The sequence below is a fragment of the Gilliamella bombi genome (genome assembly GCF_900103255.1).
Classification (GTDB): Bacteria; Pseudomonadota; Gammaproteobacteria; order Enterobacterales; family Orbaceae; genus Gilliamella; species Gilliamella bombi.
Genome location: NZ_FMWS01000039.1, coordinates 1 through 23,441 on the forward strand (window position 1 = coordinate 1; position 23,441 = coordinate 23,441).

Below are 23,441 nucleotides of genomic sequence, written 5' to 3' on the forward strand. Positions count from 1 at the left end.
AAAAAAGAAGATTTATTCTAACTGTATATCCTAAGTTAATTCTAAGTATTGATGATTTTAAAATAATAAGATTTTATCTTATTGATTTTATTGATTAAAAATGGAGGCGCGTCCCGGAGTCGAACCGAGGTAGACGGATTTGCAATCCTTGCATTAGATAATAAAAAACAACAACTTACTTAATAATCAATTAGTTAAAAATGTAATAAACACTAATAAACAGCAATATAAGTTAACTCAACCGCCATTTTACCGCCATTTTTTAGCGTTTAATTAGTGGGTTTAATATAGCTGCTTCTTCCAAGTGGTCAGGTGCAAAGTGAGCGTAACGCATTGTTACTTTAATATCGGTATGCCCTAATATTTTTTGTAGCACCAAGATATTACCGCCGTTCATCATAAAATGGCTGGCAAAAGTGTGGCGCAGTACATGCGTTAATTGACCGTCGGGCAATTCAATGCCGCACTTCTCAATCATTTTACGAAAGTATTTATCACTAATAGTGCATTTAAATAGCTTGCCCTTTGTTTTGGGTAATTCGTTTAATAGCTCTTGTGTGATCGGTACTGAACGATTACGCCGTCCTTTTGTTTTAATAAATGTAATCCGACCGTCTTTTATTTGTGATGCAGTCAGATCGCATATTTCAGACCACCGCGCCCCGGTTGATAACCCAATTTTAACTTTTAACAGCAATTCTTTATCGGTGCTTAATGCAGATTCGGCAAGCACGGCATCGATTTGATCGGCTGTGAAGTATGCCATTTCTTGCTCGGTTGTTTTGAACTGCTTAATATTGTCTAAAGGATTGGGCTTATTCCACTCACCAAGTCTTTTTAATTCATTGAATACAGATCGAAAATAGACCAATTCAAGGTTTAACGTTCTTTTTGATACCACCTGCTTAGACTTAACCCTATAAATTTCACCGCTTAACCGTTTTTGTCGGTAATTAGTAAAGTCCTTGGCAGTAAAGTTATCGGCAAGCGGATCGCCCAGGCTTTCACAAATAAAATCAAGTATCCGCTTTTCTCGCTCACCGTCTTCTAACGTTTTGCCGTGCGATAAATACCAAGTATTAACCAAATCAGACAACCGCCGCCGATCTTGCTTTTCAGCAATCCAAGGCTTGGTAGCTGCTTGTTCTTCGATATAGCTTTCATACGCTAACGCCTCGCCTTTGGTTGCGAACGTTTTGCGGATGCGTCTGCCGCCCTCTAAGTATTTTTCAAACAGCCATTTGCCGTTAGATTGCTTGCGTACCGTCATATTTGTTTCATAATGTGAAATTTATAACTTTCTATTTAAAAGAGATTTAAGAATCTCTTGCGTGATTTTTTCACTCTTTTGGGATTTGTATACTTTCGGTTTTAACATTTGACTAAATAACTCTCCATAATATTTTTTATTAGGAGAGTATAAGTTTAACATTAAAGAATTAAATTTTGACCTGTTGTAAACTGAATTTGCAGTACATTTTTGATTGATTAAATTTTCATCTTCAAACAGTTCTGGATCATCCTGCAAGCTGTTATCAGCAATATTTTTGACATCCATTACAGTATTATCTTTAAATTTCAAATCAAATAATGGGCTATTATTAATAAAACTAACTGAATCGTTAATGATAAAATGTTCTACATGATCTGCCTCAGTTAACAACTCTTCAATTAATTCATAACGAGCATGAATTATTTTTTTTCCTGTACCATTATCATATTTTTTAACCCAATCTTCTTTATTATCATCTGTTATAAAAATAACATTATTAATTGAGGTATATTTTTTAACATGTTTCTTTATTTGCTCCCAAATAATTAAATCTCCATATTTATTTGGTATGCAAACATCTATATGATAATAGTATTCATCTTTTGTATCATCAGAATAACCAGGAGGACGTTTATCTTTGAATCTATATTCACCATCTTTTATTATTTTCTCTATCTCTTCCTTACTATCAGGTTTGCCAATAGTTATCAATCCCATAATTTTTTCATAAATAGTATCTGTTTTATTCAAAGAAACTCCATTATCGAGAAGTTGTTCTATTTCGGAAAGAAAACTCTCAATTTTAATTTGAATTTCATCTAGCAACTTTTTTTCAAATTTGATTTTTGGAGGTTCAGATAATTTCTTTTCATAAGATTTAATAATAACATTGTTAAACTGTTCTATATTTGCAATGGTTCTCAATCTATTCTTATGATACTCAAGCATGACATGATATGGGATCCAAATTTTGCCTTTTAATTTTTCGAGTAATTTATAAAAGTCATTTTGAGTTTCTTTTCTGTAAGAATACAAATTTAACAATATATTTGTATCAAGAATGAAAATAGTATTATCACTTTTCCATATTTCGTTAATTTTATCTTTACTTAATGGAGCGTATGCTTTAAATAAATTAGACATTCTTTTTTACCTTCTAAAAATATTAAAAATACTCCCTTTCAATAGCTGATACTCATCCCAGAATTTTAGCCTTTTGCGCTTGGAATTCTTCTTCTGTGATAATGCCCTTTTCTTTTAATGATGCTAGGCGTTCTAATTGTTCGAGTAGGTCATTATTGGTTGCTGGTTGTTGGGCGTGGTTGTTTGCGCTTTGCTCTTTGCTTTGTTTTAGTGCTTCTATTGCTTGCTTAACCATATTGGTAAACGGTACCACACCTTTTTTTGAGACGTTTTCGACCTTGTACGTATGTCCGTCGGCGGCGATCGTGATTTCACCAAATAGTAATTTAGTTTCTCCGCCAACTGATGAAATGTGACTTAAATCTAATGCAACTTGTTTCAATCCAAAAAACATGCCTTTATCTAAAAATATTACTCGTTGATTAGTTAAAATAATCAACCATGTTTTACCGTCCATGCTTCCCGATGATATACCGATCGGCGTCTCGTTTGGCATTGCGATTTGCGGAAAGTGTAAAAATTCTTTTTTAGTAAAAAAACCGTCATCATGAGATATTTTTTTTAATCGTTCAAATTCGGCTAATAATTCGGCTTTTGTTGCTGTTTTATAATCAATCATTTTATTTCCTTCCTCTTTTTTATTATTTATTAAAAATACTCGCCTTTAATAACTGATACTCATCATCAGTAATAGCACCGCTGCTTTTTAGTGCTGCAATTCGTTCTAGTTTTTCTAATGCTTCGCTTGATAGTTCAATTGATTTTTTTTCTGTTTTGATACCGTCGATGTTTGGCTCTCCCTCGCCTGTTAAAATCCACTGCAGGTTAGCGCCTGTATCTATGGAACATTTAACTATTAGATCATAAGGGATAGTATTTCTTGCAACCCTATTGCCTATAACGCTCACTGTAGTATCTAACCTTTCACTTAAAGACTTTACTGTTTTTACGCCATAAGCAAAAACTAATCTATTAATTATTTTTTTACATACATTTTCGGTATTAATAAAGCACCCATAAAAAATCCGGTTCGGGGAAAAGATACTTAATTATCATGTAAACACAAATAAAGTTTAATGAGACCTCTTAAAAATACTACTCTTCAATAACTGATACTCATCATCAGTAATAGCACCGCTGCTTTTTAGTGCCGCAATTCGTTCTAATTTTTCTAAAGCTTCGCTTGATAATTCAATCGATTTTTTTTCCGTTTTGATACCATCGATGTTTGGCTCACCCTCGCCCGTACAAAGCCATTTCAGATCTGCGCCAGTATCTAATATGCATTTAATTACAAAATCAGAGGGAAACGTATTTCTTTGAACTCTGCTACCTATAACGCTGGCCGTCATGTTCCATTTGTCAGCTAATGATTTAACTGTTTTTAATTTATAAGCTGAGAGGATTCTTTTTATTACGTTTTTACTATTATCAAACTTAATCATTTATTTTCTTCACTATTCCCCCTTTTTTATTATTTATTAAAAATACTACTCTTTAATAACTGATACTCATCATCAGTAATAGCACCGCTGCTTTTTAGTGCTGCAATTCGTTCTAGTTTTTCTAATGCTTCGCTCGATAGTTCAATTGATTTTTTTTCTGTTTTCATACCGTCGATGTTTGGCTCTCCCTCGCCAGTGCAAAGCCATAATAGATTAGCTCCCGTATCTAGTGCGCACTGTATTATATATTCTGCCGGAGTTGTATTCCGTACTACTCTATTTGAGAGAACGCTAATGCCAACCCCAAAATACTCACACAATGCTTTCATTGTCTTTAATCTATAAGCGCTAACCATTCTATCTATTATGTTTTTAGCACTGTCAAACTGAATCATGTTAACTCCCAAAATACCAAAAAGAAAAATAAAACCGTTTAGGTATTGACATAAACCTAAAAGGTTATCATAATAAAAAAATACCGATTCGGTTATTAATAAACACTAATAAACACCAATAAACATTAATTAAGGAATAATGCCTTATGACGATTCAAATTGCAATAGCTATACCTGCCCCATTTGTCACGGCTCAGCAATTCGCCGATTTGGCAAAAATGCCGTTGGCAACTGTTAAGGGCAAAATCCAACGTGGTGAGCTTCCTATCCGCAAGAAAATAAGCAACGCAGGAACGGCTAGCCGTGAAACCCCATTAATTAACATGGTCGCCTTAACGTTAGAGGGTGCAGCCAGCTACAAAGGTAATCTAGTAGTCAACATTGAGGGGGCTGAATAATGGCTCACTCATCCTATTTAAAACAGACCGCTCAGCAACCAACCCCGATCGATATTCAGATCAATGCCCACAACCCAAAGGGCTGGGTTGAAAAATCAAACGGGCAGGTAATTAAGTTGCATCAACCGTTAATAGGTGATGAAGATGAATGTAGCACAAAGCACTCAAACCATTGAGCCACGCAGTTTAATCCGTGAGTTCAATCACATTTTAAGCGGCAAACGCAGCCTTGCCCGTTCGGCTTTTAACAATTTAAAACCAGGTCAAAAACGGTTGTTACTTAGTGCGTCGGGCATCGAATTGCGTACAACGGAAATTTATAACTCAGATAGTCAATTTACTCATGCTTGGCAAATGCAATATGACAATCTGACAGATAAAGAAGTCGACGACTTAAAGAAAGGTTTACGTCGATTGCAAGCAATTATTGATGCATTCGCATTATGTGAAGAAGAAGATTTTAAAAAAGAAACTAAAAAGGTGGCATAAATGAAAATGACAGCATTATCGGGCGATGCATTATTGCAAGCCTTAAATCAGGCAAAAGAAGAAACAAAAAGCGGACTTTGTGACGTATTTACGGCAAAGCTGGAACGACTAGCTACACATATCCGCACAAACTACTTAACACCGACCGAATCGGCAGAGCTGTTAGAGCAAGAAGCCGAAGCAATACGCAATCAACATTATGAGAACCAGAACTGATGCGTGATGTTATCGACCGAGCCAATGACATTGCTCAATTAGAGCTTGATAACTTGATTGCAAAAAGAAAAGTTTACACCGGCAAATCATCACTTTATTGCTGTGAATGTGGCGAGCCAATACCAGAGGCACGGCGTGAAGCTGTGCCAGGTTGTAGTTTGTGTGTTTATTGTCAGCAAATTTCAGAAGCAAAAGGTAAGCACGGGCAATAAATTATCAATAAAGGAGAAAACAGATGTTTGATAAATTTAAAAATAATGCTCACAAAAGCATCATTGTAGACGAGCATACATTCGAGCTAGTTGCGGCTTACGGAGTGCGAGCAATTAGCGTTTCTAAAGAACAATCACGGGAATTAACTGCCGGAGCAACTTTTGCTATCACATGTCACGATGCAGTAATTATTTGCGAGGTTGATGGTTCATACGATTCAAACGTTGAAAATAGTACAAATGTTATTGAATTTGAATTAAATCAATAATCAATCGGGGCAATCAGCCCCAAATCTTTAAGGCTCAAAAAATGTGTGTAGAAAAAGCAATAAAAATAAAACATCCATTATTACGATATTTTGGTGGCAAGTTTCGACTAGCTCCTTGGATTTTATCGAATTTTCCAATACATGAAATTTATGTAGAGCCATTCGGCGGTGCTGGTAGTGTTTTATTACAAAAAGAAAAGATATCACGAGAAGTTTATAACGATATTGATAGTTCTGTTTTCAACTTATTTAAAGTGCTCCGCAATCAACAATCTGCAGACAAATTAATTAAACTGATTTCGTTAACACCGTTTCACCGCAATGAATATTTAAATGCATGTTATTGCCACTGCTCAGATGAAATAATTCAAGCTTCGCAGTTAGTAATTCGCTCGTTTATGTCGTTTTCATCAAATGGAATTCATCAAAAAAACTCTGGTTTTAGCGGTAGCACTAAAAAAGGAAAAACTACAGACGCCACGGTGTGGGCAAATATACCCAATAATTTATCATCAATTGTTCAACGGTTACAGGGTGTAATTATTGAAAACATTCCAGCAATTGAACTATTAGATAAACACGATACTCCATCAACTCTATTTTATTGTGATCCGCCATATTTGCACGAAACTAGGACAACAACCAAGGGCTATCAATATGAAATGTCTTTTTCAGATCATGAAATTTTATTAAACAAAATTATTGGATTATCTGGAAAAGTTGTCATTTCTGGCTATGACAATGAGTTATATAACGACATATTAAATGGCTGGACAAAAAAAGAAGCACAATCAAGAGCGGCGTCACAGCGTGGAGCAATCATAAGAACCGAATGCATTTGGATTAAGGACAAATAAATGAATATTGAAAAATCTTTCCTGAAATGGCCGGGAGGTAAAGGCCGAATTATAGATAAGTTATTACCCCATTTCCCCAAAGATTGTCAATTCATTGAACCGTTTGTTGGTGCTGGCAATGTTTTTATTAATGTATCAGCTAAAAGCTATATCTTGGCTGATATTAATCACGATTTAATCAATACATATTCGTGGCTAAAAGATGATTTAGCAATGCTATATAACACAACTAAAGAATTATTTGATACAGAAAATGATTTTTACGATATTCGAAGTCAATTCAATCACCCAAAATTCAGGGAAACGGTAAAGTTAGCGGCTCAGTTTATCTATCTAAATCGACACGGATTTAATGGGATGTGCCGTTATAACAAAAAGGGGGAATTTAATGTCCCGAAAGGAAAACATAAAAATATTTATTTTCCGGGTGCGGAAATGATTAATTTTAGTAATAAATTACTTTATTCCGATGTCTCTTTACTCTGCTGTGATTTCACGCAAACGATTGGGCTAGCAGGTGCCGGATCGGTTATCTATTGCGATCCGCCATATTTAACTAAACATAAAGATAGCTTTGTTGGGTATACACCGTCAGGTTTTTGCTACTCAGACACCGAGCTTTTGGCTGACTGTTTGTATGATGCAGTTTTACGGGGAGCAACCGCAATTATTTCAAACTGCGACAATAGCGCCACGCGTGACATATTCCACCGTTTTAAACTTCACTCAATAGACGCACCGCGGTCAGTGGCGGCAAACGGCAACCGAAAGCCTGCAAAAGAGATCATTGGCGTGTTAACGCCGGACATGCTTTAACAATCATCATCAAAATTGGGGGGTGTAACTGTGTTCAATTATATATGTAAATATTTATTACGTGCTGCTAACTCTTTGAAACGTTCAGTGATCGTTATGCAGCCGTCGAAATTAAAAAAAGGCAAAGGCAAAAATAAAACCGCACACAAGCCAACTGGTATAGCAAAGGCTCGCCGAACAGCTAAAAAGATGCGTAATAAACAACGTAGCAAGTAAAATGACCACAATCACGCAAAACCTACCAACATTAAATCACAGGGTTAAATATGCCCTGCTTTCTGGTATGCGTGATTTTTACGATACAGTCGGCAAGTTTTTACCAAACAAAGAAGTTATCAGAACGCCAGTTAATCCACATGCATTATCACCTAAAATGCCACAAGGGCTTTCTTATAGTGAAATAAAATTATGGCAAGTAGATACCGAAGATCATAACTTTAGAGCTAATTATTTTTCTGGTTTGCCAGACTTTTTAAGTAGCTATTTTGCAAATGAATACATCAAACTATTTCAAACAAAAAGCCGAAAATCCGCCAATACATTTTTGCGTAAAACACTTGGCGGTAATATTAAATCAAGGCTTGATTTGGTTAATAAACAATATGAATTTATTAAACCAAGCGCACTATCTATTAACTTTTCTGCTGAGTTTGAGAACTTACCTACATTTGGCAGAGAGCGAATTGCTGAACTTAGTGTCGAAATAGCCCGTTATATAGATAAACTTATACAACACTTATTAGCGGATCATGAATTTTGTTTATCTGCCAATGAGGTTAATCAGCTTGGGCTTGAGCATCAACTTTATAAATCTGTTTTAAATGAACTTGACGGCATCAATATCGTACCGCCCTACTTTGCCGATTATAAAAATGGAAAGTTAACCAATGAAAATATTGTCAGAGCGTTGGCAAAATTAACTAATGAGGATTGGTGGTATAACAAGCTAAAAACTCGTCGAGATTTCCAACATGAACATTTGGCTATTGCCGTTGGGCAAGTACAAAAGAAATCTACCCCATATGCAAGTCAATCTTGCCAATCAGAATGGAAAGAACAAAAGCGACGCAATAAAAAATATTTAGAACAAATGGCAATTGAAAATCAAGAAACTGGCGAACAAATAGCACTTGATTTGCAGGTATATAAATCGATTTCCAATCCAGCTATTCGTCGTGCTGAGCTAATGACCCGCATGAGGGGCTTTGAAGATTTGGCTGATGAAATGGGGTATACCGGTGCATTTATTACATTAACAGCTCCTTCAAAATACCATAGCGCCTACTCAAAAGGTGGATTTGTCGAAAACTGGCAAGGTAATAATCCACGTGAAACCCAAGCCTATTTGTGTAAAGTATGGTCAAGGATTCGAGCAAAGCTCAATCGTGAAGATATTAAGTTTTTTGGCTTCCGCGTCGCAGAACCTCATCACGACGGCACACCTCATTGGCATATTTTAGTTTTTATGCGTCCCGAAGATTTGCAAACAGCTTTTAAAGTAATGTGGATCTATGCCATGGATGAAGACGGACAAGAAAAAGGGGCCGCAAAAAACCGCTTTGAATTTACCATGATCGATAAAGAAAAAGGCTCAGCAACTGGCTACATTGCTAAATATATTTCTAAAAATATTGATGGTTATGCGTTGGATAATGAAGTAGATGATGAAACTGGCGAAAACTTAAAAGAAACATCTAAAGCTGTTACTGCATGGGCAAGCCGTTGGAAAATACGCCAATTCCAACAATTAGGCGGCGCACCTGTCACCGTTTGGCGGGAACTACGAAGATTAAAAAGCCAAAAAGTGGAAGATAAAATTATCGATCCTGTTTTAGCGTCCGCTGATATTGGTGATTGGGCCGCATATACTAATCACCAAGGTGGTCCAATGGTTTTGCGCAAAGATTTAAAAGTTAGGCTATCTTACGAAGAAGAATTGAATCAATATGAGGAAGTAATTAAAAAAATAAAAGGCGTATTTTCACCATTATCGGGACTAACGTCCTTTATTTGCACAAGGCTTATTAAATGGAAAATAGTTAAGAAAGAAAAAACAAGCAAGGACCTTGACCTTAAAAAACGTGCGGCACGCACGCCTTGGAGTTCTGTCAATAACTGTACGCAGGTTAAAAAATCATCGCTAGACGATCAGCGTGAAGAAATTAGAAAACAGTTAAAAATAATCGGTCTGCCTGACGATAATTTCACTGTGAACCGGCTTTATTTACGTGAAAGTATAAAAATCAGCCACAATCAATATTTAAAATTAGATAACACTTTAAACGGTGTACATCTCATCGTTAGCAATTCGCCAAGTCGACCTAGAAAGCCCGTTAAAAATGATTTTGTTGAGTTTTATTTTTAGCTTTATATTGTTTTATGTAATAAAATCATGCAACTAGACATTGATCACATTTTTTTACTTTTTTCTTGCTAAAAAATTACTGTATAAATATACTGTATATAAAAACAGTGAGGTATTAGAAATGGACGAATTAGAAAAAGCAAAAAAAGTAGAGAGAGCTGAATTACTTATCCGTGTTGTAACAGAATCCGAACATCTAACAGAAAAAGATAAGGATATTGCCTTATTTTGGCTCCGTGATTTATTGGAGCCATTAAAAAAACAGTTAATTGATAATAATTTCAACAAGAACTAATTTACTTATATTTATCTTTAAGGTTTTCTGCTCTTTCGTTAGCAATTTTTTTTAGTTTATTTATATCCTCTTTATCTTTTACATGATGCATTTTACGGTGGCAATTAGGACATAATGCAGCTGTATTTTCAATGGAATCATCACCACCTTTAGATAACCAATCTATATGATGACATTCTAAAAAAGGAATATTATCCTTTACAATAAAAGGACCCAAATTATTACAGAGATCACATTTACCTTCTGCTTCTCGCTTGATTAGTTCTGAAATGTAAGGGTTTCTAACAAATCGAAAAAAGGAAACAGAATGTCGTTTTTCTACTTTCTTATTTTTTAATTTAGATTTTGCATATAAAGTTTCCTCATTTAGTATTTCAACCTGCTGTTCTTGCTCTTCTTCTGAAAAAGATGGTTTTGAATTTAGTAAATTGCTAAGATCTTCAGGAACAAAAAAACCAGTAAATCTATCAGATAATTTTAATTCAAACTGATCAAGAAAATTTTCAAATTTCTTTTTTAAACAACTGCAATCTGTTTTTTTAGGATCAATTTGGTCATAAAAATTCAAAAGTCTTCTATTAGTATCACTTCCGCTTCTAAATCTACTATTTTCATTATTCATTTTAAGAGTATTATCTTCATAGCCAACAAATTTACTGGGACCAAAAAATAAATCATCTTCAATTTTTTCAACAACAAACCACATTCCATGATTTAAAATTTTTTTTGATTCTTCAACATCTTCCGAAACACTACTATTTAAATACTTATAAAGAGTTAATATATTGTCGATAACTTTATCTCTTCCCGTTACTAAATTATTTGTCATACAGCAGATCCTCCTTAAATTAATTAATTATTTATTTTATACTATATTTTTATAAAAGAATTAAATTTTACTGCACGCCCATACTGCACGAAATCGCAAGTTATAAAAAGGATCTCGGATAGCCAAAGCCCTTATACTAGGGCTTCTTTTGTGATGTTTGCAACTTTGCACAATTTCCCACACTTTTAACGTGGGGGTGGCGTGGGGTTTCAACGGCGCAATTTTATCTATAACCTTTTCAATCATCATCAAAGTGACTAATTATATTAAACATCAAGCACACTGAGAGATAAAATGAATAAAGGACTAATCACCACACAACAAATAAAAAAGTGTCAGCATGAGCGTTATAGAGAGAATTTGAATGGAAGGTAATAAAAAAGCCCATTCGGGCTTTGGTTTTGTGATTGTTATTCAAGGATATAAGGGTTAAATTTTATAACCTCCTCCCCAATCCAATCATTAAGCTGTAAAAATCTATCTTGCAACGGTTTAATTTCATTGCGGGCAAATACTTTAGAGGCTTTTTCTGGATCACCAAATCCACCTGTGTTTTTTGGTGTTATGCCCATTAATGATGGCGGCACTCGGTGTGCAGTTAAGATATCATCTTGGCTTACTGACTTAATGTCTGCAAAATTATCTTTAGCGGCCACTTCTCCAACAGGTATCAGTTTTAATCCATCTGGCTTACCATTTGGTGAATACATTAGCAAATTACGGAAGTTTCCTGGTCCTCGACTGCTTTGTAATGCTTTCTTTAATTCTTCAATATCTTTTTCGTTATGTGATGGATTAGACAAATATAAAATAAACCCTGCATGCGAACCATTTTTATAATAACGTTGACGGAATACGGTAGCCGAGTTATCAAGCCAAACCGAATTAATGGCGGCTAAATATTCGGGTAATCCGTAAATTTCTTGATTTATATCAGGTGCTAACATATGCCACACCGAACCTTTTTTAAATTTATGCTCTTCCCAATACTTATCAATATACCAATATTCGTTTTCTTCAACACCTCGCCGTGTGTATTTCGCCAGTGTTGGTTTTAGCACCTCGGTTTGCTTTAGCATGTTTGTTCGTTTTTCGAGATAGCAGTTACCCAATATTAAAAAATCATTAGCAATGCGTTCGAATGCCTGACGTGATAAGTATTTATGTGGAATAAAAGTACTGGTTAAGATATTTCGTTTAACGTATATCGGGCTGCTATGATATGACGATGAACTAAAGGTATTGGCCAGCGTATCGAAATTAACTGGCGGTTCATACCAATTGCCGCACGATGTGCATTGTAAATAATTTAATAAGTCTTTGGCATCAGCTAAAGGCTCACGATCGCCGAACGTAAAAAATTCTATTTTTTCATCTTGTTGTATTAATTCTGTCATGACTAAAAAACTCCCATAAATCCGCTGTTGCTGTTTGCTCCGCCAATGCTTTCTAGCGGCTCGTTATAAATTGCGTGCATGGTTGCCCATGCAATATCGGCATGTGATACATCTTCATTACGATCAGCCACATACGTTACATAACGCTGGCTGGCCGTTAATGTTTTTCGAATTGCCATAAATGATTGGGCTAAGTCTGTCCAACCTGCATCAAACTCTAAACGCTGACGTCTGATCACATCTTGCATTTTTAAAATTAGCCTTTGTTTAATTTCAATTGAATATTTGAACGCCACTACAGCAGGATAAAATTGCTTAACTAGTTGATAAACCCCCTCGCCTAACCCAGTAGCATCAATACCAATGTAGGTAACGTTATAGCGTTCGGTCATTTTTCGAATGGCTTCGGCTTGTGTGGCAAAGTCCATACCTGTCCATTGATGCTTTTCAATGACTCGGAATTTTCCACCCTCAACCAATGGCGGTGAAACAACAACGCACCCAGCACTATCACCCGTATGTGACGGGTCATAGCCGATCCATACTGGCCGTTCACCAAGTGGGCGCATTGCAAATGGCTTATAATCATCCCAAATATCCCAAGAATCGACCATACACGGCTGTAAACTGGATAGCGGAAACACTGATGATGAATCATCAATAAAATTACATAAAAATAAATTAGCGAACTCATCGGGGCTATATTCTAGTTTTAGTTGATTAATATCAAATAAATCAAATCCCAATTGCTCGGCATCTTCTATAGTAACAATCTGCCGCCATTGTCCATCAGCACATAATTTGCCATTTTTTAAAGCTTGATGAGAAATATCAACATTAATACGTTGCTCTTTTCTACGTCCCTTATTGAATAGCTCGCCAGTCCAGAATTTATACGCTTCGTGATTAATACTAGAAGGCGTTGAAAAGTAGGTTTGTCGCCAACGTTTTTGGCTCGACATACCCGAAGCAACTTTACGCAGTTCTAAAAATTTATTAATCCAAAAATATTCATCCAGATATAAATTACCGTGATAACTTTGTGCTGTTTTCGAGTTGGTACCTAAAAAGTAAAGGCGAGCGTCATTATGAGGAAAATGTATAACTTCCCCTTTCAGATCCATATCGATACCGTGGAAAAAATCAATAATATATTGCCGAAATTGAAATGCTTGTGATTTTGATGCGGATAAAAATATCTGATTACGCCCAGTATTCACAGCATCAACCGCCCCTTCCTGCGCAAAAAACATAGTTGCCCCAATTTGGCGTGATTTATTTATGTTTCTAATGCGATTTTGTAACCCAGCTCGGTACCAAACTTTTTGATGCTCATATAAGCCATCATTAAATAGTTCGTTAATTTTTTCGATCTGCTCATCAGTTAAAAGATTAGTTTTAGGCTTTTGCTTCGGCTTGGCATTACGGTTGGCAATATTAGGGTTTAAATCAACTTCATTACCGCCATTTTGATATTTTTCAATTCTAGCCGTACGTTCTAGCTGACGGCTAAGTAAATCAATCTCTTTAAAATCTTTGCCTTCTTTATTTGGCTTGATAACAAGATGGATTAATTGCGCTTCAAGCACGCCGTTAACCCTATCCAATACGGTTGATTCATCCCACCTATCACGCCGTTTCCAGCTATGGATAGTATTAATATTTTCATTCAGCAATTCAGAAATACGGCTAATACGATACCCTGCCCAATACAGCGATCTGGCCGCTTTTCTTGGATCGGTATTATCGCTAATTAAATGATCTAATAAATTGACGTTTACCATGTGTTCTCCTTTAGTAATGCCAATTTACCTATGATTTTTGTTTTTTTATGTTTGTTCAGGTTGTAAAACTCTAATTTACAAGTTGCCCCAATTGCTCTCTTTTGTTTGTCAATTCAACATAAGGCAAAACAATCAGCTAAGGATTACAACAATGGGCACAGAAGTTAAAAAGTCAAAAAAAATTAAATCAAAATGGTTTCGTGTTGCGGTCGAAGGTGCCACCACCGACGGACGTAAGATCCAAAAAGAATGGATCGAGCAAATGGCAGAAAATTATAATCGTGATGTTTATGGTGCACGTATCAATTTGGAACATATCAAAGGTTATTCACCTGATAGCCAATTTAAACGCTATGGCGATGTATTAGCATTACGAGCCGAAGAAATCAAAACCGGTCCATTAGCTGGAAAGCTAGCATTACTTGCACAAATTGAACCAACCGATGAACTCATTGAGCTTAATAAAGCTAAGCAAAAAGTTTATACCTCTATCGAAGTTAATGCCGAATTTGCTGACACAGGCAAAGCTTACCTTGTTGGTCTTGCTGTCACTGACGACCCTGCAAGCCTTGGTACCGAATTTTTAGAGTTCAGTGCAAAAGCAAGCGTTAACCCGTTAGCTAGCCGTAAACAATCACCAAATAACCTTTTCACCGTTGCCGAAGAAACAGTGATCGACTTTGAAGAGGTGGATCCCCAAAGTGATACCGCTTTTAGTGCCATGTTGGATCGTCTAACAGGTTTATTTAAAAGTAAATCAGAAAAAGACTCTACTAAGTTTGTACAACTTGGTGAGATTATTGAGCAGTTCGCAACGGCGACAACTGAACGCTTTACTAATCTTGACGCCAAAATTGTTGAGTTAACCAACGAACTTACCAAAGTAAAAAAACAAAATACTGAGCTTGTCGAGCTATTGAGTGAACTTCCTGAATCGCCAGAGCGTCCAATTTCGGCGGGCGGATCCATGGACACTGAAACCGACTGCTAAAAGCAGACGATTAAAACCAACAATAACAAACAAATTAGATTAACCGAATTAGGAAACCCATAATGAGAAATGAAACCCGAAAGTTATTTAATGGATTTAAACACCGCATTGCACAGCTTAATGGCATTGATGATGCCAGTGAAAGTTTTGCTGTCAATCCAGAGGTAAACCAAACATTAGAAAAACGCACCCAACAATCATCTGAATTTTTAAGTAAAATTAACTTTGAATTTGTTGATGCCCAAGAAGGTGAAAAAGTTGGCGTTGGTGTAACAGGCACAACAGCCAGTACAACCGATACCACAGCACAAGAACGTGAAGCTGTAGATATCTCAGATCTAAACCAATTCCGTTACCGTTGTGAACAAACCAATTACGATACATCAATTCGTTATGCAAAATTGGATGCATGGCGCCACAAAAAGAACTTTCAAACCCTTTTGCGTGATGCCCTAATTAAACAAAAAGCATTAGATCGGATTATGATTGGTTTTAATGGCACCCATCGTGCGTCAACTTCCAATAAAACTACGTACCCTTTACTACAAGATGTAAATAAAGGCTGGTTACAACATTACCGAGAAGATGCACCTGAAAGAGTAATGAACGAAGGTACAGTAACACCAGGTAAAATTATTATTGCCAGCAACGGTGGTGACTATAAAAACCTTGACGCATTAGTCTATGATGCCGTTGAAAACTTAATCGATCCAGTTTATTCAGAAGACACCGATCTAGTTGTTATTTGTGGTCGTGGATTACTTCATGATAAATACTTCCCTATTGCTAACGAAGCAGATAAGAACACCGAAAAAGTAGCAGGTCAAATCTTACTTGCTAAAAAATCAATTGGTGAATTACCAGCATACCGAGTGCCCTACTTCCCTAAAGGAGCAATGCTAATTACACCTTTTAGCAATTTAGCTATCTATATTCAAAATGAAACAGCCCGCCGTCAAATTATTGACAATCCTAAACGTGATCGCATTGAAGACTTCCAATCTGCCAATGAAGCCTTTGTTGTAGAACGTTATGATGCCGGCTGTTTAATTGAAAATATTGAAGTCAGATAAGGGAAAGATAGATGATATCACCAGCACAAAAGTTTTTACAAAAACATTACGCTCAAAAGGAGCGTAATACAGACAACCTGCGAGCAATCAACGCTTACGAAATGATGCTAGCCAAGCTAAATAACGATCGTATTCGTTTAAAAAAATTTCAATCAACGGAAGCAAAAATTGAGCTTAAAAAGCAACTTATTCCCGAATACATGGATTGGATTAACGGCGTGCTTGAGTCTGATAATGCTCAGCAAGATGATGTTTTTATGCGTTTAATGGTATGGATGATTGACACCAAACAATTTGAGCTTGCCTACCCGCTTGCTGAGCATGCATTAAAACACAATTGGGTTACACCCGATGAGTACCAACGCCAAACCGCCACACTAATTACCGAAGAATTAGCTAATACAACGCTAGCACAAATTAGCAATAAGCAAACAGTTAACGCTGATGTTTTGCTTAAATTTGCCGAATTAGTGGCTGATAAAGATATGTTTGATCAGGTCAGAGCAAAATTAAATAAAGCTATTGGCTATGTGTTAAAAGAAACACAGCCAGAGCAAGCTTTAGGCTATTTAAAACGAGCACTTGAACTTGACGAAAGTTCAGGCGTAAAAACAGCTATTAAAGAATTAGAAAAGGCCTTAAATAAGGCGGATTCTTAACTGGGTGAACCCTCACACCTCGGCGGCACAAAAGCAATAAATGTATTTTACACATTAGCGCTTTTGTCCACCGCCGATCAACAAAGGTAAATTATGAACGACTTTACGGCTATCGCAAGCGCTAACGAAGCTGACAATCTCGAAATCAGTAATATTTCGTTTTTTCCAGCAATTAATATCAGTGATGTTCGAAAAACTCAACGGCTAGACGGTACCGTCACAACAGAGCGATTAAAAACAGCAATTGCCAGTGCAATTATTGCAGTGAATGACGACTTATATGACTGGCGGCTAACAAAGCAAGCGGCAGGTATTACATCGATTAACGATCTAAATGATGAGCAAATTAATGGTGAATCAAAATATTTGATTTTATACAAGCATGCGGTTTATTCATGGGCAAACGCCTTATTGAATGAACAGTACATTAATTTTGATGCAACAGCAAAAGCCAAAGGCGACATTGAACCTAACATCGAAAGTGTGGGCAACTTATACCGCAATGCACGTTATGCCATTCGTGACATTTTAGGTAAATCACGATCGACCATGGAATTAATTTAATGATTGTTTATGCAATGCAAAATGAAACCGTTGACGCATTGGCGTATCGAGTTTTTGGCAAAACTAAAGGGATTGTTGAAATTATTTACCAACAAAACCCAACACTTTGTGAACTGCCAGCAACACTCCCCATGGGTACCGCCGTAAATGTGCCTGAAGTGGTGCCAGAGCCAGAAAAAAAACGCTTAAATTTATGGGATTAACCGAATGACAGAACCAACTACAACAACCTTCACCGCAGTGATTAGTGCATTTTCAATATCAATGATTTATCCCAATATTGAAAATGGCATTATTTTAGGCGCACTGTGTGGATCAATCTTACTGGTAATTAGTGAAGAGCATATCTCGGTTCTTCGTCGCACCATTCTATTTTTTATATCGTTTGTGCTTGGAATATTGTTGGCCGAAATAACATTATATTTACTAATACCACTTTTTCCATCCAACATTCAAACCAAGGTACCGCTTGGTCTTGGTGCGTTAGTGGCATCAGCGGTAAGTGTCAAACTACTTCTTTGGTTAATTAAAAAGTTTGATGATCCATCTGATTTATTGGATAAATTTAAAGGGGGAAAACCATGATAACCCTTAACGCTTTTCTTTGTTTATTAATTGCTATTCGATTATTTACCTTTGATCGTGAAAATTGCCAATACAAAGCCAAATATAGCTGGCTAGCATGGCTAATGATTACATCAAGTGCATCAGTATTTTTATTCTCATCTTTCGGTTTATTAAGCCGTGCTTACTGCGCTCAGGTAGTTATGAATATAGCACTGCTGATCTGCTTTTTAAAAAGCAAAGGCAACATTGGCACGCTTTGCCGTTCTCCAAATCAACATCAGCATCATAAGAGGTTAAATAAATAATGATAACAACTGAACAATTGCAAAACGTGGCTAATAAGCTAGAAGTTGAGCTGGCTATGGTACAAGCAGTAACCAAAGTTGAAGCTCGCTCATCAGGTATTAAAAACGGCTTGCCCGTAATTCTATTTGAAAGGCATATCTTTTACCGTCAGCTTAAAAAGCATGGCTTTGATGCAGAAAAATTAACAAATACTTATCCAGATTTAGTCAACTCAATTGCTGGTGGTTATTTAGGTGGTGCTCGTGAAAACTATCGGCTAACGCTGGCCAAACAAATTGATATTGATTCGGCAATTGAAAGTGCAAGTTGGGGCTTATTTCAGATTATGGGGTTCCACTGGCAACTACTTGGCTATGAATCAGCTCAGCAATTTGAACAACAGATGACAGAAAGCGAAGAAATGCAATTAGATGCGTTTTACCGTTTTGTTGCTCATAAATCGAATTGCAAGCTATTACAAGCAATGAAAGACAAAAATTTTTCAACGTTTGCAAAACTCTACAACGGTCCGGCTTATAAAAAAAATAGCTATGACTCAAAACTTAAAGAGGCATACGAAAACTATGCAAAATCTATTAAAAAGTAAATTGTTACCGTGGTTACTATTGCTACTTTGTTTGTCGTTTGGCTATTTACGAGATCAACTATTAAGCACTAAAAACAAACAATTACAAGCTAGTAATCTACAACTAAAGAATGATAAGCAAGCGTTAATCGAAATCATTGATTATAAAAACAATGAATTACTTGAACTTAGCGATCAGTATCAAGCAAATGAACAAAAACTGATAGAACAAAAAAATCAACTGCAAGCAGTTGATACGTTAAATCGTCAATATCAACAACAGTTGGAGCAACTTATCAATGAAAATAAACAATTACGCATGTGGTCTGATACTGATTTGCCTGATGTTATTAAACGGTTGTACACACGGCCAGAAATCAAAAGAAGTGAAGATTATCAAAACTGGCTGTCCAGCCGTAACGCCTTGTTATCTTCCCATGAATAATTTAAGGCAAAATCGTTCATTAATTGACGATAATCAAACCATCTTAACAGCATGGCATCAATGTGCGGTTCAAGTTGAAATGATTTATCAATGCCAACAGGATCAGAATGAAAAAAATTAACCAGCTTCGAAAAGTACTTGAAGACAACAATTTGTTTATCAAAACCAATCCCGATAAATTACATATATTTGTTGATGATGGTGACATAACAGCTACGGCCGCCAAAAGTCTTAGTTTTGAATATGAGTATAAAGTAAACCTGATCATTACTGATTATGAACAGCCAATTGACTATCTGATTGTGCCGATAATTAGCTGGATGTATATCAATCAGCAAGAATTTATGGCAAACCCTGAATTAAGAAAAGGCGCCATTAAATTTGAGATTGAGCAATTAAACAATAATACAGCCGATATCAGTATTGAACTTAAATTAACTGAGCGAGTCATTGTTAAAAAAGGTTCGAATGGGCTTGAATACAAACACGTTACCGACGAACCTCCCATTGATATGCGTCCTGATTGGGTCAATGAAATATGGCCGACGAGTTAAATAAATTACATGAGTATGCAAACGGCATACTCACTCAGCTAAATAACAGTAATCGCACCAAGTTGGCTCGTGAAATTGCCCAAAAATTACGAGAAAGCAACCGCAAACGCATTACAGCACAAAGGCAACCAGATGGCACATCTTTCGAACCTAAAAGACCTCAAGCATTCCGAAAAAAAACGGGAAAGATTCGCCGTAAAATGTTTACCAAGCTACGAACAACTAAATATCTACGCATATCAGCAAACAGCAACTGCGCTACCGTAAAATTTATTAATTCGGTATCTCGTATAACCCACATTCATCATTACGGATTACGTGCACGAGTAAATAAAAAAGATGATTGGACAATTAAATATCCGTCCAGAAAGTTGCTCGGATTCAATCAACACGACTATAACACAATTGAGCAAATTACTATCGCCCACTTAGCCAGTAAGTTGTAAAAATCGATTTTACAAGTCGATAAGCTTTATTGTTTACCTATAAATAATAATGATAGCGCTATGCAAAATTATCACCCTGCCGACCTAGTCGATATATTACGAAAAATTGAAAACCTGATCCGCCAAGGCGTTGTTTGTCAAACCAAAGGCGATCGGGTAAAAGTGCGTTCTGGCAAATTGGTTACTGCCTGGTTACCATGGTTTACTCACCGTGCAGGTAAAAGCCGATCGTGGTGGCGCCCTTCTATTGGTGAACAAGTATTTATTTTAAGCCCTAATGGTAATCTTGAACTTGGTTGCGTATTACCAAGCCTTTATTGTAATGATAACCCTGCGCCATCAACTTCAGAAGATGCTTATTTAGTAACATTTCCAGACGGTGCAACATTTGAATATGAACCGAAAAACAGCAGTTTAACCATAAAAGGCATAAAAACTGCAGTTATTGAAGCAAGTGAACAAATCACCGCTAAAGCGGGTACCAAAATCCACCTTGATACACCACTTGTTGAATGTAGTGATCATGTGACATTTAAATCATTTAGCGCAACAGGTGGCAGCGCTAGCGGTAATACGGGTGTATTAACCGGAAACGTAATTCATCAGCAAGGCAAATTGTCATCAAACGGGGTTGTACTTGATACGCATAAACATAATGGAGTCAAAGCTGGTGGCGATCTAACTGGGGGACCTCAAAAATGAGTTATATCGGAATGAATTGCCAGAACGGTAGAACTATTACTGATATGGATCACATTAATCAATCAGTTAAAGATATTTTAACAACACCGATAGGCTCACGAGTTGAACGCCGTGATTATGGTTCATTTTTATTTTTGCTTTTAGACAACCCAAACACCGAAGCAACCAGATTGCGTGTCATTTCAGCGACAGTCATGGCATTAAATCAGTGGGAACCACGTATAAAACTAGATGCTGTAGACGTTTTTGCCGATAAAGAAAAACTGATAATGCAATTAACAGGCTCACGCACAGACAAACCCAACCAAACTTTTACCAGTGACATAGAGATCGCAACATGGCCACGTTAACTGATTTATCAAAACTACCAGCACCAGATATTATCGAGTCACTAGACTTTGAAGCTTTATTTGCTCAACGTAAAGAAAAGTTTATATCGCTATATCCAGCAGATCAACAAAATGAAGTAGCAAAAACATTGCAATATGAAAGTGAGCCAATCGTTAAACTACTACAAGAAAGCACGTACTATGAGTTAATTATACGCCAGCGTATAAACGAAGCATCGCACGCATTAATGATTGCCCACGCTAAAGGCAATGACTTAGATAATCTAGGGGCTAACTTTCATGTTTATCGCTTAATCATTCAGCACGAAGATAATACAGTCACGCCATCAATCCCCGAAATAAAAGAATCAGATAGCGATTTTAGAATGCGAATTCAAGCCGCATTTGAAGGTTTATCTGTCGCAGGTCCTCGTGCCGCTTATGAGTTTTATGCTCGCAGTGCTGACGGTCGAGTATTAGATGCCGCCGCCGAAAGCCCCGCACCTGCTTGCGTAACTCTCGCCATTCTATCTCGCGAAAATAATGGTATAGCCAGTAGCGATCTTATTCGTATTGTTGCCGATGCTGTCAATCAAGACAATCGTCGCCCTATTGCCGATCGTGTCACGGTTAAATCAGTCACCCTGATTGAGTATGAAATAAAAGCCAAGCTTTATTTATATCCAGGTCCCGAGTCGGAACCAATCAAAAAATCGGCTATCAAAAATTTGCAAGATTATATAACCGAAAAACACCGCATTGGACGCAGAATTAATCGCAGTGCAATTATTTCAGCATTACATGTTGCTGGTGTTCAACGTGTCGAATTACTACAACCTGCACAAGATATATTAATCAATCGAGAACAAGCCAGTTATTGCACAAATTATCAAATTGAGGTTGCCGGTTATGACGAATAGGACGCTATTACCACCATCTGCCACTCAACTTGAAAAAAATCTATCACAAGCTATGATTTGTGATCCACCTATTCATTTACGTTCACTTTGGGATCCAAAAACTTGCCCATTTGAACTATTACCTTATTTAGCTTGGCAATATAGCGTTGATCGTTGGGACGAAAACTGGCCAGAACGAACAAAACGCAAAGTTATTGCTGAAGCATTCGAAATTCACAAACTAAAAGGTACCAAGGAAGCCATTCGCCGTGCAGTTGAACCATTTGGTTATTTGATAAATGTTATCGAATGGTGGCAAAACAACAAAACACCTGGCACATTTGCAATTGAAATTGGTATATCAGATAAGGGTATTACCGATGAATCTTACCAAGAGTTAAGCCGTATCATTGATGATGTTAAACCTGTCTCACGGCATTTATCAGGTTTATCACTGCAACTGGTAACAAGCGGTAGCACAACAATAGGAGCCAGTTGTTATGATGGAAACACATTAAATATCTACCCGTATATTACCCAAACCATCCATACAACAACAAAACGCCATTTAGGTGCAACAATTCATTGTATTAATACACTTAATGTTTATCCCTATATTACAGATACGATTTCTACTTCATCTAAGCGCCACTTAAGCGTGGCTATACATTTTATCGACACAATGAGAATAAAACCATGAGTCAAACATACTATACAATATTAACAAAACTAGGGGCGGAACTTTTAGCCAATGCAACCGCTTTAGGAGTCCCACTAAAATTAACCAGTATTGCAGTTGGTGATGGTAATGGTTCAATACCTAAACCCACCGCCACTCAAACCGCACTTGTTAACGAAGTACGTCGTGCGGCAATTAATGTACTTTCTGTTGATAAAAATAATCCCAATCAAATCATTGCTGAACAAGTTATACCCGAAACAGAGGGAGGTTGGTTTATTCACGAAGTGGGGCTCTATGATGATAAAGGCAATTTAATAGCTGTGGGTAATTGTCCTTCAACCTATAAGCCAAAACTTGCCGAAGGTAGTGGCAGAACACAAATTATCAGAATGATTATTGTTGTTGATAATGTTGATTCTGTGGCAATAAAAATCGATCCATCTGTTGTGTTGGCAACCCGTGAATATGTTGACAAA

General features: G+C 36.7%; 36 protein-coding genes and 1 pseudogene. 28 read left to right on the forward strand and 9 right to left on the reverse strand.

Annotation, left to right across the window (positions count from 1 at the left end; all coding sequences use genetic code 11):
• Positions 1-262: 262 nt before the first annotated feature.
• Genes B9N71_RS07930 through B9N71_RS07955 form a run of 6 tightly spaced genes read right to left on the reverse strand, consistent with a single transcriptional unit; the run spans position 263 to position 4,256 of the window.
• The gene (locus B9N71_RS07930) at positions 263-1,270 is read right to left on the reverse strand and encodes a phage integrase (protein WP_085165365.1); all 1,008 of its coding nucleotides are present in this window, start codon (positions 1,268-1,270) and stop codon (positions 263-265) included.
• A 21-nt stretch (positions 1,271-1,291) separates the two neighbouring features.
• A complete protein-coding gene (locus tag B9N71_RS07935) occupies positions 1,292-2,416 on the reverse strand; it encodes a PIN-like domain-containing protein (protein ID WP_085165367.1) in 1,125 nt (374 codons plus the stop codon).
• Between the two features lie 52 nt (positions 2,417-2,468).
• Positions 2,469-3,035 carry a PH domain-containing protein gene (locus tag B9N71_RS07940; RefSeq protein WP_085165369.1) on the reverse strand — a complete coding sequence of 189 codons (567 nt, stop codon included), beginning with the start codon at positions 3,033-3,035 and terminating at the stop codon, positions 2,469-2,471.
• Between the two features lie 22 nt (positions 3,036-3,057).
• Entirely contained in the window at positions 3,058-3,459 is a 402-nt protein-coding gene (locus B9N71_RS07945; protein ID WP_085165371.1) for a helix-turn-helix transcriptional regulator, read from the reverse strand.
• 30 nt (positions 3,460-3,489) lie between these two features.
• The gene (locus B9N71_RS07950; protein WP_085165373.1) at positions 3,490-3,861 is read right to left on the reverse strand and encodes a helix-turn-helix domain-containing protein; all 372 of its coding nucleotides are present in this window, start codon (positions 3,859-3,861) and stop codon (positions 3,490-3,492) included.
• 29 nt (positions 3,862-3,890) lie between these two features.
• Positions 3,891-4,256 (reverse strand): helix-turn-helix transcriptional regulator, encoded by a 366-nt coding sequence (locus B9N71_RS07955; RefSeq protein ID WP_085165375.1) that lies wholly within the window; start codon positions 4,254-4,256, stop codon positions 3,891-3,893.
• Positions 4,257-4,402: 146 nt separating this feature from the next.
• On the opposite strand from B9N71_RS07955, the gene B9N71_RS07960 reads away from it, so the two are divergent.
• The 11 genes from B9N71_RS07960 (at position 4,403) to B9N71_RS13030 (ending at position 10,173) form a co-directional block, all read left to right on the forward strand.
• Positions 4,403-4,654: a hypothetical protein gene (locus B9N71_RS07960; RefSeq protein ID WP_085165377.1), complete on the forward strand. Its 252-nt coding sequence runs from the start codon at positions 4,403-4,405 to the stop codon at positions 4,652-4,654.
• On the forward strand, positions 4,654-4,830 hold the full coding sequence (locus B9N71_RS13025) for a hypothetical protein (protein ID WP_167370079.1): 177 nt from the start codon (positions 4,654-4,656) through the stop codon (positions 4,828-4,830). The genes B9N71_RS07960 and B9N71_RS13025 overlap by 1 nt, the downstream gene beginning before the upstream one ends.
• The gene (locus B9N71_RS07965) at positions 4,799-5,143 is read left to right on the forward strand and encodes a hypothetical protein (RefSeq protein ID WP_085165379.1); all 345 of its coding nucleotides are present in this window, start codon (positions 4,799-4,801) and stop codon (positions 5,141-5,143) included. The genes B9N71_RS13025 and B9N71_RS07965 overlap by 32 nt, the downstream gene beginning before the upstream one ends.
• On the forward strand, positions 5,144-5,359 hold the full coding sequence (locus tag B9N71_RS07970) for a DUF2732 family protein (protein ID WP_065590177.1): 216 nt from the start codon (positions 5,144-5,146) through the stop codon (positions 5,357-5,359).
• Positions 5,359-5,571: a TraR/DksA family transcriptional regulator gene (locus B9N71_RS07975; RefSeq protein WP_065590176.1), complete on the forward strand. Its 213-nt coding sequence runs from the start codon at positions 5,359-5,361 to the stop codon at positions 5,569-5,571. Before B9N71_RS07970 ends, B9N71_RS07975 begins: the two co-directional genes overlap by 1 nt.
• 23 nt (positions 5,572-5,594) lie before the next feature.
• On the forward strand, positions 5,595-5,840 hold the full coding sequence (locus B9N71_RS07980; RefSeq protein WP_065590175.1) for a hypothetical protein: 246 nt from the start codon (positions 5,595-5,597) through the stop codon (positions 5,838-5,840).
• Between the two features lie 41 nt (positions 5,841-5,881).
• A complete protein-coding gene (locus B9N71_RS07985; RefSeq protein WP_085165391.1) occupies positions 5,882-6,697 on the forward strand; it encodes a DNA adenine methylase in 816 nt (271 codons plus the stop codon).
• Complete coding sequence (locus tag B9N71_RS07990; protein ID WP_085165394.1) at positions 6,698-7,513, forward strand: DNA adenine methylase; 816 nt, start codon at positions 6,698-6,700, stop codon at positions 7,511-7,513.
• Between the two features lie 30 nt (positions 7,514-7,543).
• A complete protein-coding gene (locus B9N71_RS07995) occupies positions 7,544-7,729 on the forward strand; it encodes a hypothetical protein (protein ID WP_085165396.1) in 186 nt (61 codons plus the stop codon).
• A 1-nt stretch (position 7,730) separates the two neighbouring features.
• A complete protein-coding gene (locus B9N71_RS08000) occupies positions 7,731-9,878 on the forward strand; it encodes a replication endonuclease (protein WP_085165398.1) in 2,148 nt (715 codons plus the stop codon).
• Positions 9,879-9,999: 121 nt separating this feature from the next.
• On the forward strand, positions 10,000-10,173 hold the full coding sequence (locus B9N71_RS13030; protein WP_167370080.1) for a hypothetical protein: 174 nt from the start codon (positions 10,000-10,002) through the stop codon (positions 10,171-10,173).
• Position 10,174: 1 nt separating this feature from the next.
• Here B9N71_RS13030 and B9N71_RS08005 read toward each other — a convergent pair whose 3' ends face one another.
• The 3 genes from B9N71_RS08005 to B9N71_RS08015 form a co-directional block, all read right to left on the reverse strand.
• A complete protein-coding gene (locus B9N71_RS08005; RefSeq protein WP_085165401.1) occupies positions 10,175-11,002 on the reverse strand; it encodes an HNH endonuclease in 828 nt (275 codons plus the stop codon).
• 410 nt (positions 11,003-11,412) lie between these two features.
• Positions 11,413-12,399: a phage portal protein gene (locus tag B9N71_RS08010; RefSeq protein WP_085165403.1), complete on the reverse strand. Its 987-nt coding sequence runs from the start codon at positions 12,397-12,399 to the stop codon at positions 11,413-11,415.
• 2 nt (positions 12,400-12,401) lie between these two features.
• Positions 12,402-14,183, reverse strand: a complete 1,782-nt coding sequence (locus B9N71_RS08015; RefSeq protein ID WP_085165405.1) for a terminase large subunit domain-containing protein — start codon at positions 14,181-14,183, stop codon at positions 12,402-12,404.
• A 151-nt stretch (positions 14,184-14,334) separates the two neighbouring features.
• Between B9N71_RS08015 and B9N71_RS08020 the strand changes: the two genes are divergently transcribed.
• The 17 genes and pseudogenes from B9N71_RS08020 to B9N71_RS13535 form a co-directional block, all read left to right on the forward strand.
• Positions 14,335-15,174, forward strand: a complete 840-nt coding sequence (locus tag B9N71_RS08020; protein WP_085165407.1) for a GPO family capsid scaffolding protein — start codon at positions 14,335-14,337, stop codon at positions 15,172-15,174.
• Positions 15,175-15,236: 62 nt separating this feature from the next.
• Positions 15,237-16,247: a phage major capsid protein, P2 family gene (locus tag B9N71_RS08025; RefSeq protein WP_085165409.1), complete on the forward strand. Its 1,011-nt coding sequence runs from the start codon at positions 15,237-15,239 to the stop codon at positions 16,245-16,247.
• An 11-nt stretch (positions 16,248-16,258) separates the two neighbouring features.
• The gene (gene gpM / locus B9N71_RS08030) at positions 16,259-16,906 is read left to right on the forward strand and encodes a phage terminase small subunit (protein WP_065590166.1); all 648 of its coding nucleotides are present in this window, start codon (positions 16,259-16,261) and stop codon (positions 16,904-16,906) included.
• Positions 16,907-16,999: 93 nt separating this feature from the next.
• Positions 17,000-17,470 (forward strand): head completion/stabilization protein, encoded by a 471-nt coding sequence (locus tag B9N71_RS08035; protein WP_085165411.1) that lies wholly within the window; start codon positions 17,000-17,002, stop codon positions 17,468-17,470.
• Positions 17,470-17,673 carry a tail protein X gene (locus B9N71_RS08040; protein WP_065590164.1) on the forward strand — a complete coding sequence of 68 codons (204 nt, stop codon included), beginning with the start codon at positions 17,470-17,472 and terminating at the stop codon, positions 17,671-17,673. Before B9N71_RS08035 ends, B9N71_RS08040 begins: the two co-directional genes overlap by 1 nt.
• A 4-nt stretch (positions 17,674-17,677) precedes the next feature.
• A complete protein-coding gene (locus B9N71_RS08045; RefSeq protein ID WP_065590163.1) occupies positions 17,678-18,055 on the forward strand; it encodes a putative holin in 378 nt (125 codons plus the stop codon).
• A complete protein-coding gene (locus B9N71_RS08050; RefSeq protein ID WP_065579641.1) occupies positions 18,052-18,342 on the forward strand; it encodes a phage holin family protein in 291 nt (96 codons plus the stop codon). Before B9N71_RS08045 ends, B9N71_RS08050 begins: the two co-directional genes overlap by 4 nt.
• Entirely contained in the window at positions 18,342-18,929 is a 588-nt protein-coding gene (locus tag B9N71_RS08055) for an N-acetylmuramidase family protein (RefSeq protein ID WP_085165413.1), read from the forward strand. The genes B9N71_RS08050 and B9N71_RS08055 overlap by 1 nt, the downstream gene beginning before the upstream one ends.
• Positions 18,907-19,353: a hypothetical protein gene (locus B9N71_RS08060; RefSeq protein ID WP_065608898.1), complete on the forward strand. Its 447-nt coding sequence runs from the start codon at positions 18,907-18,909 to the stop codon at positions 19,351-19,353. The genes B9N71_RS08055 and B9N71_RS08060 overlap by 23 nt, the downstream gene beginning before the upstream one ends.
• Positions 19,253-19,474: an Rz1-like lysis system protein LysC gene (gene lysC / locus B9N71_RS13335; RefSeq protein WP_244178538.1), complete on the forward strand. Its 222-nt coding sequence runs from the start codon at positions 19,253-19,255 to the stop codon at positions 19,472-19,474. The genes B9N71_RS08060 and lysC overlap by 101 nt, the downstream gene beginning before the upstream one ends.
• The gene (locus B9N71_RS08065; RefSeq protein ID WP_085165415.1) at positions 19,461-19,907 is read left to right on the forward strand and encodes a phage tail protein; all 447 of its coding nucleotides are present in this window, start codon (positions 19,461-19,463) and stop codon (positions 19,905-19,907) included. The genes lysC and B9N71_RS08065 overlap by 14 nt, the downstream gene beginning before the upstream one ends.
• Positions 19,892-20,353: a phage virion morphogenesis protein gene (locus B9N71_RS08070; RefSeq protein WP_065608896.1), complete on the forward strand. Its 462-nt coding sequence runs from the start codon at positions 19,892-19,894 to the stop codon at positions 20,351-20,353. Before B9N71_RS08065 ends, B9N71_RS08070 begins: the two co-directional genes overlap by 16 nt.
• A gap of 60 nt (positions 20,354-20,413) precedes the next feature.
• Entirely contained in the window at positions 20,414-21,055 is a 642-nt protein-coding gene (locus B9N71_RS08075; RefSeq protein WP_065590160.1) for a phage baseplate assembly protein V, read from the forward strand.
• Positions 21,052-21,405, forward strand: a complete 354-nt coding sequence (locus tag B9N71_RS08080) for a GPW/gp25 family protein (RefSeq protein ID WP_065590159.1) — start codon at positions 21,052-21,054, stop codon at positions 21,403-21,405. Before B9N71_RS08075 ends, B9N71_RS08080 begins: the two co-directional genes overlap by 4 nt.
• Entirely contained in the window at positions 21,393-22,304 is a 912-nt protein-coding gene (locus B9N71_RS08085) for a baseplate J/gp47 family protein (RefSeq protein ID WP_085165418.1), read from the forward strand. Before B9N71_RS08080 ends, B9N71_RS08085 begins: the two co-directional genes overlap by 13 nt.
• A complete protein-coding gene (locus B9N71_RS08090; RefSeq protein WP_085165420.1) occupies positions 22,294-22,983 on the forward strand; it encodes a phage tail protein I in 690 nt (229 codons plus the stop codon). The genes B9N71_RS08085 and B9N71_RS08090 overlap by 11 nt, the downstream gene beginning before the upstream one ends.
• A pseudogene (locus B9N71_RS13535) lies at positions 22,980-23,438 on the forward strand (phage tail protein); the annotation flags it as partial. The gene B9N71_RS08090 and the pseudogene B9N71_RS13535, both read left to right, overlap by 4 nt.
• Between the last annotated feature and the right edge of the window lie 3 nt (positions 23,439-23,441).

Bases quoted from the DNA above. Each gene is read 5' to 3' on its own strand.
- B9N71_RS07975 (WP_065590176.1), top strand. From the start codon at position 5,359: ATGCGTGATGTTATCGACCGAGCCAATGACATTGCTCAATTAGAGCTT.
- B9N71_RS08010 (WP_085165403.1), bottom strand. From the start codon at position 12,399: ATGACAGAATTAATACAACAAGATGAAAAAATAGAATTTTTTACGTTC.
- B9N71_RS08005 (WP_085165401.1), bottom strand. From the start codon at position 11,002: ATGACAAATAATTTAGTAACGGGAAGAGATAAAGTTATCGACAATATA.
- B9N71_RS08025 (WP_085165409.1), top strand. From the start codon at position 15,237: ATGAGAAATGAAACCCGAAAGTTATTTAATGGATTTAAACACCGCATT.
- B9N71_RS08020 (WP_085165407.1), top strand. From the start codon at position 14,335: ATGGGCACAGAAGTTAAAAAGTCAAAAAAAATTAAATCAAAATGGTTT.
- B9N71_RS07935 (WP_085165367.1), bottom strand. From the start codon at position 2,416: ATGTCTAATTTATTTAAAGCATACGCTCCATTAAGTAAAGATAAAATT.
- B9N71_RS08055 (WP_085165413.1), top strand. From the start codon at position 18,342: ATGATAACAACTGAACAATTGCAAAACGTGGCTAATAAGCTAGAAGTT.
- B9N71_RS07990 (WP_085165394.1), top strand. From the start codon at position 6,698: ATGAATATTGAAAAATCTTTCCTGAAATGGCCGGGAGGTAAAGGCCGA.
- B9N71_RS07930 (WP_085165365.1), bottom strand. From the start codon at position 1,270: ATGACGGTACGCAAGCAATCTAACGGCAAATGGCTGTTTGAAAAATAC.
- B9N71_RS07950 (WP_085165373.1), bottom strand. From the start codon at position 3,861: ATGATTAAGTTTGATAATAGTAAAAACGTAATAAAAAGAATCCTCTCA.
- lysC (WP_244178538.1), top strand. From the start codon at position 19,253: ATGTTATTAAACGGTTGTACACACGGCCAGAAATCAAAAGAAGTGAAG.
- B9N71_RS13030 (WP_167370080.1), top strand. From the start codon at position 10,000: ATGGACGAATTAGAAAAAGCAAAAAAAGTAGAGAGAGCTGAATTACTT.
- gpM (WP_065590166.1), top strand. From the start codon at position 16,259: ATGATATCACCAGCACAAAAGTTTTTACAAAAACATTACGCTCAAAAG.
- B9N71_RS08035 (WP_085165411.1), top strand. From the start codon at position 17,000: ATGAACGACTTTACGGCTATCGCAAGCGCTAACGAAGCTGACAATCTC.
- B9N71_RS07955 (WP_085165375.1), bottom strand. From the start codon at position 4,256: ATGATTCAGTTTGACAGTGCTAAAAACATAATAGATAGAATGGTTAGC.
- B9N71_RS08085 (WP_085165418.1), top strand. From the start codon at position 21,393: ATGGCCACGTTAACTGATTTATCAAAACTACCAGCACCAGATATTATC.
- B9N71_RS07965 (WP_085165379.1), top strand. From the start codon at position 4,799: ATGAATGTAGCACAAAGCACTCAAACCATTGAGCCACGCAGTTTAATC.
- B9N71_RS08075 (WP_065590160.1), top strand. From the start codon at position 20,414: ATGCAAAATTATCACCCTGCCGACCTAGTCGATATATTACGAAAAATT.
- B9N71_RS08015 (WP_085165405.1), bottom strand. From the start codon at position 14,183: ATGGTAAACGTCAATTTATTAGATCATTTAATTAGCGATAATACCGAT.
- B9N71_RS07970 (WP_065590177.1), top strand. From the start codon at position 5,144: ATGAAAATGACAGCATTATCGGGCGATGCATTATTGCAAGCCTTAAAT.
- B9N71_RS08065 (WP_085165415.1), top strand. From the start codon at position 19,461: ATGAAAAAAATTAACCAGCTTCGAAAAGTACTTGAAGACAACAATTTG.
- B9N71_RS08090 (WP_085165420.1), top strand. From the start codon at position 22,294: ATGACGAATAGGACGCTATTACCACCATCTGCCACTCAACTTGAAAAA.
- B9N71_RS08060 (WP_065608898.1), top strand. From the start codon at position 18,907: ATGCAAAATCTATTAAAAAGTAAATTGTTACCGTGGTTACTATTGCTA.
- B9N71_RS08000 (WP_085165398.1), top strand. From the start codon at position 7,731: ATGACCACAATCACGCAAAACCTACCAACATTAAATCACAGGGTTAAA.
- B9N71_RS07980 (WP_065590175.1), top strand. From the start codon at position 5,595: ATGTTTGATAAATTTAAAAATAATGCTCACAAAAGCATCATTGTAGAC.
- B9N71_RS07940 (WP_085165369.1), bottom strand. From the start codon at position 3,035: ATGATTGATTATAAAACAGCAACAAAAGCCGAATTATTAGCCGAATTT.
- B9N71_RS08040 (WP_065590164.1), top strand. From the start codon at position 17,470: ATGATTGTTTATGCAATGCAAAATGAAACCGTTGACGCATTGGCGTAT.
- B9N71_RS07960 (WP_085165377.1), top strand. From the start codon at position 4,403: ATGACGATTCAAATTGCAATAGCTATACCTGCCCCATTTGTCACGGCT.
- B9N71_RS08080 (WP_065590159.1), top strand. From the start codon at position 21,052: ATGAGTTATATCGGAATGAATTGCCAGAACGGTAGAACTATTACTGAT.
- B9N71_RS08050 (WP_065579641.1), top strand. From the start codon at position 18,052: ATGATAACCCTTAACGCTTTTCTTTGTTTATTAATTGCTATTCGATTA.
- B9N71_RS08070 (WP_065608896.1), top strand. From the start codon at position 19,892: ATGGCCGACGAGTTAAATAAATTACATGAGTATGCAAACGGCATACTC.
- B9N71_RS08045 (WP_065590163.1), top strand. From the start codon at position 17,678: ATGACAGAACCAACTACAACAACCTTCACCGCAGTGATTAGTGCATTT.
- B9N71_RS13025 (WP_167370079.1), top strand. From the start codon at position 4,654: ATGGCTCACTCATCCTATTTAAAACAGACCGCTCAGCAACCAACCCCG.
- B9N71_RS07985 (WP_085165391.1), top strand. From the start codon at position 5,882: ATGTGTGTAGAAAAAGCAATAAAAATAAAACATCCATTATTACGATAT.